The organism is Halobacillus dabanensis, assembly GCF_900114165.1.
Classification (GTDB): domain Bacteria; phylum Bacillota; class Bacilli; order Bacillales; family Halobacillaceae; genus Halobacillus; species Halobacillus dabanensis.
In genome coordinates this window covers 45435-57487 of the sequence record NZ_FOSB01000008.1, presented here as the reverse complement: position 1 = coordinate 57487, position 12053 = coordinate 45435, and the positions used below count along the sequence as shown (strand labels likewise).

Annotated in this window: 13 protein-coding genes; all 13 read right to left on the bottom strand. The window is 43.6% G+C overall.

All coding sequences use genetic code 11. From position 1 onward, the window contains the following. Positions 1–339, bottom strand: coding sequence for a DNA-directed RNA polymerase subunit beta (locus BMZ58_RS14110; protein WP_075037205.1), 339 nt, complete (start codon positions 337–339; stop codon positions 1–3). 20 nt (positions 340–359) lie between these two features. Continuing rightward, positions 360–1181 carry a flagellar hook-basal body protein gene (locus BMZ58_RS14105; protein WP_075037318.1) on the bottom strand — a complete coding sequence of 274 codons (822 nt, stop codon included), beginning with the start codon at positions 1179–1181 and terminating at the stop codon, positions 360–362. Between the two features lie 17 nt (positions 1182–1198). Continuing rightward, a complete protein-coding gene (locus tag BMZ58_RS14100) occupies positions 1199–2026 on the bottom strand; it encodes a flagellar hook-basal body protein (RefSeq protein ID WP_075037204.1) in 828 nt (275 codons plus the stop codon). Between the two features lie 33 nt (positions 2027–2059). Then, positions 2060–3058 (bottom strand): rod shape-determining protein, encoded by a 999-nt coding sequence (mreB, locus tag BMZ58_RS14095; RefSeq protein WP_075037203.1) that lies wholly within the window; start codon positions 3056–3058, stop codon positions 2060–2062. Between the two features lie 253 nt (positions 3059–3311). Beyond that, the gene (spoIIID, locus tag BMZ58_RS14090) at positions 3312–3593 is read right to left on the bottom strand and encodes a sporulation transcriptional regulator SpoIIID (protein WP_075037202.1); all 282 of its coding nucleotides are present in this window, start codon (positions 3591–3593) and stop codon (positions 3312–3314) included. A 526-nt stretch (positions 3594–4119) separates the two neighbouring features. Beyond that, on the bottom strand, positions 4120–5022 hold the full coding sequence (spoIIQ, locus tag BMZ58_RS14085) for a stage II sporulation protein SpoIIQ (protein ID WP_244151586.1): 903 nt from the start codon (positions 5020–5022) through the stop codon (positions 4120–4122). Positions 5023–5387: 365 nt separating this feature from the next. Continuing rightward, positions 5388–6374, bottom strand: coding sequence for a stage II sporulation protein D (gene spoIID, locus BMZ58_RS14080; RefSeq protein WP_244151584.1), 987 nt, complete (start codon positions 6372–6374; stop codon positions 5388–5390). Between the two features lie 149 nt (positions 6375–6523). Continuing rightward, on the bottom strand, positions 6524–7834 hold the full coding sequence (gene murA, locus BMZ58_RS14075; RefSeq protein WP_075037200.1) for a UDP-N-acetylglucosamine 1-carboxyvinyltransferase: 1311 nt from the start codon (positions 7832–7834) through the stop codon (positions 6524–6526). A 34-nt stretch (positions 7835–7868) separates the two neighbouring features. Further along, on the bottom strand, positions 7869–8576 hold the full coding sequence (locus BMZ58_RS14070; RefSeq protein ID WP_075037199.1) for a YwmB family TATA-box binding protein: 708 nt from the start codon (positions 8574–8576) through the stop codon (positions 7869–7871). 101 nt (positions 8577–8677) lie between these two features. Then, entirely contained in the window at positions 8678–8911 is a 234-nt protein-coding gene (locus BMZ58_RS14065) for a DUF1146 family protein (RefSeq protein ID WP_075037198.1), read from the bottom strand. A gap of 309 nt (positions 8912–9220) precedes the next feature. Further along, entirely contained in the window at positions 9221–9625 is a 405-nt protein-coding gene (locus BMZ58_RS14060; RefSeq protein WP_075037197.1) for a F0F1 ATP synthase subunit epsilon, read from the bottom strand. Positions 9626–9704: 79 nt separating this feature from the next. After that, positions 9705–11117 carry a F0F1 ATP synthase subunit beta gene (gene atpD, locus BMZ58_RS14055; RefSeq protein ID WP_075037196.1) on the bottom strand — a complete coding sequence of 471 codons (1413 nt, stop codon included), beginning with the start codon at positions 11115–11117 and terminating at the stop codon, positions 9705–9707. A gap of 42 nt (positions 11118–11159) precedes the next feature. Then, positions 11160–12023, bottom strand: coding sequence for a F0F1 ATP synthase subunit gamma (locus tag BMZ58_RS14050; protein WP_075037195.1), 864 nt, complete (start codon positions 12021–12023; stop codon positions 11160–11162). Positions 12024–12053: the final 30 nt, after the last annotated feature.

Sequence of the window (12053 nt, the reverse complement as noted above, 5' to 3'; positions counted from 1 at the left end):
TTATTCGTTTTTCATAACGATATCCCAAATATGGCGCCATGTTTCCATCTCAAGCGCATCTGTCGGATTACCATCACCAATGACGCCGTAACCGATCATCAATCCTATCACCAAGGCAGCCACACTGAAAAGAAGGACAAGAATAATCCGTAACCATATCGGCAGAATTCGGCGACGCCCTTTTTTCGGAGCTTTTTCTTTCTTCTCGCTGCTCTGTTCTTTAGATGAGGATTTTTTGGCAGGTTTCTGCTTTGTGGCTTCATCTAGAGCTTGCCGTTTTTTCTCTCTTTCTTTATCTTTATTTGGCTTTTTGCCTTTAGAATTAGGATCTGTTGCCATGGTCGTCAAACTCCTTACGTTTATGATCTAAGTTGACTCACAAGCCCCATCATCTGATCTCCTGTGGAAATAGATTTGGCATTAAATTGATAGGCACGCTGAGCCATCAGCATTTCTGTCATTTGTTTTGAAATGTCCACATTGGAACTTTCCAGTGTCTTCGCTTGTAAGTGAACGTCACCCTGTTGTACACCTTCCAGCACCCCTTGAGGATCCATCCCATCAGGCATACGGAATCGATTGTCCCCCACGGATTCCAACATACGTGGACGGACGGCTTCCGTAACATTCAACCGGCCTTCGACGAATTGTTCCTCCCCACGAGTCACAAGGATCGCTCCTTGACTGTCGATGGAAATATGCTGCATATTATCTTCAAGTAAGATATTTTCCCCATCTTCCCCCAATACAGGGTGGCCGTTGGCATCTGTCAGCATCAATCGTCCATCATTCACTGGGTTCAAATAAAAGTTTCCGGCTCTTGTATAATGGGTCTCTTCCCCTGCTTCTGTTGTAACACGCAGTTCAAACAGGTGGTTATCCTCCAGAAGAGCTACATCAAGGTCTCTTCCCGTATTCTGCAGACTTCCTTGTGTCAAGTCAATGTTTGTATGTCCAAGTCTTGCTCCTGAACCGATGCGAATCCCTTCCGGAGTGCTGCGACCAGTTTCCGCCGCTTGGTGCGACTGGTTGTCTATTTGTTGATAGAGTAATGAGGAGAAATCAGCGTTTCGACTCTTGTAACCTGTCGTTTCACTGTTGGACAAGTTATTTCCGATCACGTCCAATTTCTTTTGTAATTGTCCCATCGTTACCGCTGACTGGATCATTGATCGATTCATCACGATTAGCTCTCCTCCTAAGTTACTCTTCCGATTTCTGTTACTGCTTTTTGCATACTTTGATCATAGGCCTTCAATACACGTTGATTCATTTCAAAAGAACGATATGTATTCATCATTTCTGTCATCGTACGGTTTGCATCAACGTTCGATCGCTCCAGGTGTTCTTGTTGGATGGAAAAAGAGATAGCATCGTTTCCCCTTGCATTTTCTAACGGAGCTCCTTCTTCAGAAAGGCGGAAAAGATCGTTCCCTTCCTTCACCATATCCCCAGCATCAGGGCTGTAGGATAAACCGAGCGTAAAGGTTTGTCCATTCTCTACAGACAGGATACCGTCTGCAGTTACAGCAAACTCCAGCCCTCCTGTGTTTACGGGGTCACCATTTTCATCCAACACATAGTTCCCCTGGTTGGTCGTCAAAAACCCTTCCCCGTCCACCGTGAAATTCCCGTTCCTTGTATATCGATCTTCTCCTCCATCATCTTGTACGTGGAAAAAGAGAAAACCTGTCTCATCAGGTACAGCATTTTGTACAAGCGCCAAATCTGTCCCGATACCTGTTTCCTTCAAGTCTCCTTGTTTGAATGAAGGAATGGACTCTTGCATATATACACCCGTGTTAAGGGACCCTACATGACCACCATCAGGTATTTTGAACCCACTTGTGGTAGGGATATTTTTGCTTCCCATCTGCTGTATCAACAGCTCCGGAAAAGCCCGCATTGTCCCCTGGTCGGCCTTGTATCCTGGTGTGTTCGCGTTCGACATATTATTTGACAATGTTTCCTGCATTCGCTGGTTAGCCATCATACCGGCTGCGGCTGTGTAAAATCCTCTTAACAAGGTGTATTCACTCCTCCCATTCGAACCTCTCTATTAAAGCTTCGTAGAAATCCGCTTGTCGATATTTTCAAGCATAATACCTGTCCCTGTCGCTACACAATCCATCGGTGATTCAGCTACTAGGACAGGAACTTTCAACTCATCTGCCAGCAATTGGTCGATACCGTGAAGCAGAGCTCCTCCGCCTGTCATGATAACACCACGATCGATGATATCTGCAGAAAGTTCAGGTGGGGTACGTTCCAGCACTTGCTTAGCTGCTTGAATAATGACTTGAACAGATTCACGCAGTGATTTTTCAATTTCCGTAGAGTTGACTGAAATCGTACGTGGAAGACCGGACACCATGTCTCGTCCGCGGATTTCAATTTCCTCATTCCTTGAACCTGGGAAAACAGTCGCTACACTTATTTTTATATCTTCAGCCGTTCGTTCTCCAATCAGGAGTTTATATTCTTTCTTAATGTACTGGAGAATCTCATGATCGAATTTGTCCCCCGCCATTTTTATTGAGGAAGCAGTAACGATATCCCCCATCGATAAAACAGCGACATCTGTTGTACCTCCACCGATATCGACAACCATGTTTCCACTCGGTTGGAAAATATCCATGCCAGCACCAATCGCTGCTACTTTAGGCTCTTCTTCCAGGTACACTTTTTTACCACCGGATTTCTCCGCCGCTTCTTTGATCGCTTTTTGTTCCACTTTCGTGATATTCGTAGGACAGCAAATCAGCATGCGCGGTTTAGATAAGAAACCTCTTACATTTGTTTTTTGAATAAAATGTTTGAGCATCGCTTCCGTTACATCAAAGTCTGCAATAACCCCATCTTTGAGCGGGCGGATAGCTTCAATGTTTCCCGGCGTACGTCCAACCATTCGGCGGGCTTCTTCACCCACCTCAAGAACCTTACCAGTATTCCGGTCCATGGCAACCACAGACGGCTCGTTCAAAACTATACCTTTACCTTTTACGCGGATCAGCACATTGGCTGTACCAAGATCAATCCCTATATCTCTCGCAAACATGTTCTGTAGATCCTCCCTATTGTAAAAAGCATAATTACCCTAAAACGCAAAAAGACCCTCGTAATCCGTTACGTTGCAAGGCAATGGAGTAAACTCCTTTTACTTATGTTTCCCTATTGTTTCACGTAATATTTTAAATAAATCAAACACATCTAGTACTATATTCTATCACAAAATTACGACATCCGTCTCTTGAGAGATGAAAAAAGTTACCAAATATCGAGGAAATGTGACAAAGGGAGGAAAACAGAGTTCATGCCAGGGGCTGGACAGGTTGATCATCCACCAATTGCGACTTGTATTTTTTACGTGTCGCTTCCCCACCTCTTAAATGGCGGATTTCTTTGTGGTGTTCAAGGATTTTCTTCACTTCCTTAGCAAGTTCCGGGTTCACCTCTGGAAGTCTCTCCGTTAAATCCTTGTGTACAGTACTTTTCGAAACACCAAATTCTTTAGCGATGACTCTTACCGTTTTTTTCGTTTCAATAATGTGCTCTCCAATCTTGATAGTCCTCTCTTTGATGTAATCATGCACTCCACTCGCCTCCTGTGATTGACTATCCAAGGGGGTGGGATCATTAGGAAAGCGCTTATTATGTTATGGATGGGTGTTTGCTCTGGAAGTTCATTCATGATGGATCACCCTGGATGTTACCGAGTGCTCGGTTATCCTCATTGTATTAATAAAAGTTCTAAGATATGTCATACGATGCATGACCTGCCTAAGATTTCTGTAATTTTATGCACAAAATTCAAAGGATATTAAGAAACATCCATTGTTATGAAGATATTCAAGTTCACATAGTACTACTTCCCCTATAGGAATGGATCAAGTTCTAAATGGATGGAAGAACCTCTAAGAGATATGTTTTATGTAACCTTCCCATGTGTTGAATTAAGTTCTGATGTCATCAGGGCAAAGGGCATGTCATTGCTCCTTACTAGCATGCACTGTTTGATCAACATACGGTTGTCGTCCTATTTCAAGGGAAAGGCTGCTTGCAAATTTGGAGTTTTAGAATTTTTAGACAACAAAAAAATGAGGGCAGAACCCTCATTTTTTATGCTTGTGTATTAGAGATGGAAGAGGCACTATCTTCATCTGGTGTTTGCTCTCCATCCTCTGAACCAGCTGGATCTTCATCCGTATTTAATTCTTCTTCCTCTGATGGCTGCTCCGCATCTTCCTGAGGCTCCTCTGATGGTACTTCTTCACTTTCCCCTGCATCATCTAGTGGAGCTTCTTCTTCCTGCGCTTTATCTACTGAAGCTTTATCTTCAGCTTTTTCGAGGATTTTACTCATCGGCTGACCGAAGAAATCTTCTGGGTTAACAGGTTGGCCATCACTACGAACTTCGAAGTGTACGTGGACCCCACTTGCTTGCCCGAAAGAATTTTTTCCAGCAGCACCAAGAACATCGCCTTGAGAAACATCAGATCCTGCTAGAACTTCGACATCTTCTAGACTAGCATACACAGTTGTGACATCTTCGTCATGTGTGATTTCAATTACATTGCCGTATAGCGGATCTTCTTTCACTTCTGTGACTGTTCCTGACAGAGCTGCTGTGACTTCGAAAGCTTCTCCATCTTCTCTAGTAATATCTACGCCTTCACTTTGGTAGTATTTATTGTTGTATAGGACCAGTGCACTTTCTTGGTCTTGCTCGGAAGCGTCGTAATCATAGAATTTAGTGACAATGGATGCGGCTTTTTCGTCAGCCACAGGCATTTGCAAGTTTTCCTGATGTTCCATTACTGGGGCAGTTTCCTTCTCGTTATCTGCTGTCAAAAATTCATCTTGAACTTCAGACTCGGGCTGTTCAGCGATTTGATCTTCTAAATCACTTGACCCCTGCTGATACCAGAACACTCCGACTAGAACCAATGCAGCTACTGACAAATACAATGCTGGATACAACCATTTCTTGCGCATCAAGCGTTTGAACTTTAATTTAGTCACGCTTTTCTTACCTTCCTCTTTCATGTTCATCACCTCAAAAACCATTCTGAACACTTCTGTGGGATTATATACATCCAGAGGAAAAAATTATAATATTTAAAGACTATATGAACAGTTTCGGTGCCATGTGAAGCTTAATGGGAGTTTGGAAACGATGAGGCTCCTGTGGAATCTGCGGGACAGATGAGACCCCAGGAGACGGAGCCTGAGGAGGCTCAGCGCAAGCCCCACGGAAAGCGAATCGTTTCCCGAAGCTCCTAACACATATTAACATTACGGAAGCGTATCATCTGTTTACCTGCTCTAGAGTTGATGATGATAAAAAAACTAAAGAGCTGCTTTGGGCAGCTCTTTAGTTTATGGATTCATCCTTCAGTATTTAGAGAGGCTGTTTGTGTGCTGACTGGTGCGATTTCTGTGTTTTGATAGTAGTGATGGATAATATCTTTATAACCCTTCCCTGCTTTCGCCATGCCGTTCGCTCCATATTGGCTCATTCCGACCCCATGCCCGTAACCTTTCGTTGTAAAGATGACATGATCTCCTTTTTGTTGAATGGAAAAGTCACTGGAAGGTAAAGCGAATTTTTCCCGGATTTCTCTACCTGAGAAAGACTGTTCACCAAAATGAACTTCATCCACACGGTTTCCTTCTGTTTTCGTCATCGTCATTCTTTGAATATTATCACCAATGGACACACCTAACGTTTGTTCAAGCTCCGTGAGCGTAATGATTTTCTGATCAGAGAATTTAGGGGAGTCTTGATCCCATGGGCTTTCTACACTTTTAAGGTATGGGATATCCTGTTCCCAATAATCACCTGCATTTTCTGTGTAGCCATTACTTGTGGAAAAGAAAGCAGCTGTAATCGGCTCATGATCGTAAGTAATAATTTCACCCTGCGTTGCCTTCACAGCTTCCGTTATTTTGCTCATATTTTCTTCATAAGCATCTTTCCAGAGGTTTCGGAGTTCTTTCTCACTCTTATACACTTGATGGTTCACCGTATCCGTCACATCAGCCTCAGCAGAGACTTTTTGATCTCCCATCATGTGTTGAGCAATATAGGTCCTCGCTGCTAAAGCTTGAGCTTTCAATGCTTCCACCTCAAAGTTAACAGGCATTTCCGATGCCACAACACGTGCTACATAAGTTTCTAGTGGAACTTCTTCCACCTGCTCTGTCGCACTTCTTAACACCTTCACTGAAAATGGTGACTCTGTTACTGACGCGACTTGCTCTGTTCGGGGAGTCTCCTCCACTTTCTCAGCATCATCGGAATTTGTAAACGGGACGACAATCACAGTAGGTAGTATGAGTATAGTTACAAATAATCCACATGCAGCAATCAAGCCAATTCCATTGTTTTTTTCATCCGCATCCTCCTGGTCACAAAGTAGATCCCTCTACTAAAATGTATCCATAAATGAAAGATGATAGAACAAAAAAAGCTTGCCTATTTCAAAAATATTGAAACAGGCAAGCCATGATGATGTATATATTATAATGTCGATACAGATTCGCTTGGTTCGTGATCTTCAGAATAAATTTCTTCTTCTTTGACACGTTCAATATCTGCGCCAATGCCGGCTAATTTTTCCGTAAAATTCACATAGCCGCGATCCAAATGCTTAAGCTCCGTTACTCTTGTGTAGCCTTCCGCAACTAAACCAGCAAGAATCAAAGCTGCACCTGCTCGCAAATCCGTTGCAGCAACTTCAGCACCTTGTAAGGAGGAAGGCCCTTCCACAATCACACTACGACCTTCAATCTTCAAGTTTGCATTCATGCGACGGAATTCTTCGACATGCATAAAACGATTTTCAAATACTGTTTCTGTAATGACACTTGTACCTGTAGCACTAAGCATAAGAGCCATCATTTGCGATTGCATGTCTGTCGGGAATCCCGGGTGTGGCATCGTTTTAAGATCTGTTGCTTTCAAGATATCAGGACCAATGACTCGTAGACCCGTTTCTTCCTCTTGAATAATTACACCCATTTCCTCCATCTTAGACACTAGAGAGCGCAAATGTTCATGCATAGCACCTTGCACGAGTACGTTACCTCCGGTTATAGCAGCGGCTACCATGAAGGTACCTGCTTCAATTCGGTCTGGAATGATAGTATGAGTTGCTCCGATAAGTTTCTCTACTCCTTCAATCCGAATTGTCTCTGTTCCGGCACCGACAATTTTCGCACCCATCTTATTCAGGTAATTGGCAAGGTCTACAATTTCCGGTTCCTTCGCACAATTTTCAAGCACGGTTTTCCCATCTGCAAGGGCTGCTGCCATCATTACATTTTCTGTGGCTCCTACGCTCGGAACATCAAAATAGATTTTTGCTCCGTGCAGACGCCCGTTAACTTCAGCCTCCACATAGCCATTGCCAACAGTTACTTGTGCTCCCATTGCTTCGAAGCCTTTCAAATGTTGATCAATCGGACGTGATCCGATTGCACATCCCCCTGGCATAGCCACCTTAGCATGGCCATACCGGGCCAAAAGTGGTCCCAATACGAGGACAGAGGCACGCATTTTTCTGACATATTCGATTGGAGCTTCCGTTTCCAAATCGCTGGAAGCGTCCACTGTGACAGTATTACCCACCATATTGACATCTGCATTCATATGTCGAATTACTTCATTTATTGTATATACATCAGCTAAAGCGGGTACTTCGTGTAATACACTTTTTCCTTCACTTGCGATAATACTTGCTGCGATGACAGGCAGTACGGCATTCTTGGCACCTTCAGCTTTCACTGTACCATTCAGCTGCCTCCCACCACGGACGATGATTTTTTCCAAGGTTCATTCTCCTCCGCGTCCATATTCACTATTATTAATATTCAGCAGTTATAATGGGTGTGCCAATAGTGATGTTTGTCTTACCGCCCAAAGTTCGGGTAGCAAACTGACTATTCATCAATCGATCCTTCGTAGGTATAGATTGGTCCCATTCTTTTGTGTATCCGGTTCTGCTAGTCCAACCGTTCTCGTCGATTACATCTATTGTTACTACGTCGAAAGCTTTTTCGAATTTTTCATACACTAAAACATCATCAATGATACCATTATACGTTGTTTTAATACAAGTGAAAATAGTGACATTTTTTGAGAAAAATCGACGAGTTTCTTCGTTTAATTCTTTTTGATTCAACTTGTTTAAAGAAGGTTTTCCCTGTCCTTCAACGGTATAAACCATTTCTACATCGCTGAGCTTATTTTCGGGAAAAATCATGCTATAGGTTTCGGCAATATCTTTGTTTTTCTGACTGTCTGAGATGGTATATTTTTCAGCATTCATTGTCGTTTCGTTGATAATGACAGGATCATTAAAGTATTTCTGCAGTTTTTGTTTCATGCGATCGGCTTCGTTTCTTGTTATTTTTTCTTTCATCGTAATCGTCCAGCCATTCACTTCCAGCTGCTTATCCGCAGCAAATGACGCGAACTGCATCAATGTAGCTTGAGCGCCTGTCATTTCCTGTGGATAAGCACCCGTCCCTATAATAAGTAAAGCAATGATTCCAGCAAAAACACTCTTCATATTTAAATGCCTCCCCAAGCATTGTATTACTATAAGTTTGACCTAGGAAGACACCATTCATACGAAACAATTCCTTACAACATTAGACATTTAACAAATCATTAAAATAAATAGACAAGACTGTTCGACCAAGTGATGAAATCAAGGAAAAAGTTACTCACTGTTGTCCCTAAAGCAATGGTGATCATAATCAACAATGCTCTAGCTTCAAACACACGATTCTTCTTAAAAAACGCATCAAAGTTGACAGCCTGTAAAACTCTCCATGTAATCACGATGAAAATCAGATGCGAAGTCATGCTGAGAATCGCTTCTTCAGCAAAATATTGTTCCATTTGTGTAACCCCTTCCTTCTTCTACTGTCGAATAGTGCTTTTAAAAACAGGCAAACTGACATAAAACAGGAATATTTCGTTCTATTTCCCGGGTAATAACAAACATTCCCCTTGGATAGCCTATTTTACGTAGCATTCGTCACTCGAAACAAGTCGCTGATGTTCATTATTCTTTCCTGCCTTACACAGGAAATGTTAGCGGCAGATGATCAGTGACTTCACGCAAGACGAATTTCTTTGACGTTTGGAACTGGACGCTGTCGGGTTCACCTTACCAACAAAAAAACTGCTCTCGTGAAAGAAAGCAGTTTAAAAGTTGTTCTCATAAACGTCCAAACGATTGATGGCTCGCTTGAGTGCCATTTCAGCCCGTTGGAAATCAATATCGGCTTGTTTATCTTGTAGGCGACGTTCCGCACGTTCTTTGGCCATCCGGGCACGATCAATATCGATATCAGCAGGCTTTTCTGCTGATTGGGCGAGAATCGTCACTTTTTCAGGACGAACTTCTAAAAACCCTCCGCTTACGGCGATTCGATCGGATTTCCCTTCGCCTTTAAGACGAACAGCGCTGATCGTTAGTGGGGCTACCATCGGAATGTGTCCCGGAAGAATTCCCAGTTCTCCACTTTCCGCCTTACAACTAACCATTTCAAATGCATCTTCCAACACCGGGCCATCAGGAGTGACTACACTCACCGTCAGTGTGCTCATACGTATTCCTCCTTGGCTGATCATGAAGGAGGAAGAGGTGCTGCCCTAGTGGATGAACACCTCATTCCTTCAGACCTGTTTATTGCATTTGTTTTGATTTTTCAACAACTTCTTCGATTCGTCCGACGAGACGGAACGCATCTTCAGGAAGGTCGTCATATTTGCCGTCAAGGATTTCCTTGAAGCCTTTAACCGTTTCTGATACAGGCACATAAGAACCAGGCTGGCCAGTGAACTGTTCAGCAACGTGGAAGTTCTGAGATAGGAAGAATTGAACACGACGTGCACGGGATACAGTCAATTTGTCCTCATCAGAAAGTTCATCCATACCTAAGATAGCAATGATATCTTGAAGTTCTTTGTAGCGTTGAAGCGTACGTTGAACTTCACGTGCCACTTCATAGTGCTCGTCCCCAACAATTTCAGGGTCCAAAGCTCGGGAAGTGGAAGCAAGTGGATCTACGGCTGGATAGATTCCCTGCTCTGAAAGTTTACGTTCAAGGTTCGTTGTTGCATCCAAGTGCGCGAAAGTCGTCGCAGGAGCCGGGTCTGTGTAGTCATCGGCAGGGACATAAATAGCCTGGATGGAAGTTACAGAACCTTTGTCCGTTGACGTAATTCGCTCTTGCAGTTGTCCCATCTCTGTAGCCAATGTAGGCTGGTAACCTACGGCTGATGGCATACGACCAAGAAGGGCCGATACTTCAAGACCACCTTGGGTGAAACGGAAAATGTTATCGATAAAGAATAGTACGTCTTGTCCTTCTTCATCACGGAAGTATTCTGCCATCGTCAGTCCAGAAAGTGCCACACGCATACGTGCTCCAGGTGGCTCGTTCATTTGGCCAAATACCATGGCTGTCTTCTTGATAACTCCAGAATCAGTCATTTCATAGTACAAGTCGTTACCTTCACGTGTACGTTCTCCTACCCCTGCGAACACGGAAATACCACCGTGCTCCTGGGCGATGTTATTGATCAATTCCTGGATCAATACCGTTTTACCTACACCAGCACCACCGAACAAACCGATCTTACCACCTTTAACATAAGGGGCAAGAAGGTCTACGACTTTGATTCCTGTTTCCAGGATCTCTGTCTCTGTTGCCAGGTTCTCAAATTTAGGAGCCTCACGGTGAATCGGGTCACGACGTACATCATCACCTAGCGGCTCATCAAGATCGATGTTCTTACCTTCTACGTTAAATACTCGCCCTAAAGTCACATCACCAACGGGTACAGAGATCGGCTTACCTGTATCTGTAACCTGAGTACCACGCATAACACCTTCTGTGGATGACATGGCAACAGTACGAACGGTATTATCACCCAGATGTAAGGCAACTTCTAATGTAAGATCGACGCTATTTTCGTTTTCATTTTTCGCTTCGTAGCTTACGTGCAATGCGTTATTAAGATCAGGGAGCTGTCCATCATCGAACGTTACGTCAACAACGGGCCCCATGATTTGGGTCACGCGTCCATTACTCATCGATTTCCCTCCTAACTTACTGTTCAAAAAATCCGAGGATTCCTATTCTAGGGCAGCTGCACCGCCGACAATTTCGGTAATCTCCTGGGTAATAGCAGCTTGACGTGCACGGTTATAAGATAGAGTAAGATCACCGATGAGATCATCAGCGTTATCTGTCGCACTCTTCATGGCCGTCATACGTGCTGCGTGCTCACTAGCTTTACTGTCCAGTAAAGCTCCGTAAATCAAGCTCTCTGCGTATTGAGGAAGCAAGACTTCTAAAATCTCTTCTTGGTTCGGCTCATACTCATATGAACTTTGGCTCGCTTTACCTTCTGTATTAAAATCAGTCAGTGGAAGAATCTTCTTCTCTGTCACTTCTTGAGTGATCGCACTAACGTAATGGTTGTAATAGATGTAAAGCTGGTCGATTCTTTCATCCGTATATAACTGGATCGTATCGGCAGCGATATCTTTGATGTCCGCAAAATCCGGCTGATCTGATATACCAGTAATGTCCATATCGACAGGCATGTTACGTTTACGGAAGAAATCACGTCCGATCCGACCGATCGTGATCAATGTGTATTCTTCTGCTGACGTATGATGCTTAAGGATTTCCTGATAAACCTTACGGAGAACGCTACTGTTAAAGGCTCCTGCTAGACCACGATCAGAAGTGATGACAAGATAGCCTGTCTTTTTGACCTCACGGGCTTCAAGCATCGGATGACTCGCATCACCGCCACCTTGGGCGATGCTGGCCACCACTTCCTGGATCTTCTCGCTGTAAGGAACAAATTGCTTTGCATTCTGTTCAGCACGGTTCAGCTTAGATGCTGACACCATCTCCATCGCTTTCGTGATTTGTTTCGTCTTTTTCGTTGACGTAATCCGACCTTTAATATCTCTAAGGGATGCCACGCTGTTTCACCACCCTTTCTAGCTATGATC

What these genes read in the sequence shown, in the direction of transcription:
- atpD (WP_075037196.1), bottom strand. Translation starts at nt 11,117, where the DNA reads ATGAGTAATGGACGCGTGACCCAAATCATGGGGCCCGTTGTTGACGTA.
- BMZ58_RS14070 (WP_075037199.1), bottom strand. Translation starts at nt 8,576, where the DNA reads ATGAAGAGTGTTTTTGCTGGAATCATTGCTTTACTTATTATAGGGACG.
- mreB (WP_075037203.1), bottom strand. Translation starts at nt 3,058, where the DNA reads ATGTTTGCGAGAGATATAGGGATTGATCTTGGTACAGCCAATGTGCTG.
- BMZ58_RS14105 (WP_075037318.1), bottom strand. Translation starts at nt 1,181, where the DNA reads ATGAATCGATCAATGATCCAGTCAGCGGTAACGATGGGACAATTACAA.
- BMZ58_RS14060 (WP_075037197.1), bottom strand. Translation starts at nt 9,625, where the DNA reads ATGAGCACACTGACGGTGAGTGTAGTCACTCCTGATGGCCCGGTGTTG.
- BMZ58_RS14110 (WP_075037205.1), bottom strand. Translation starts at nt 339, where the DNA reads ATGGCAACAGATCCTAATTCTAAAGGCAAAAAGCCAAATAAAGATAAA.
- BMZ58_RS14065 (WP_075037198.1), bottom strand. Translation starts at nt 8,911, where the DNA reads ATGGAACAATATTTTGCTGAAGAAGCGATTCTCAGCATGACTTCGCAT.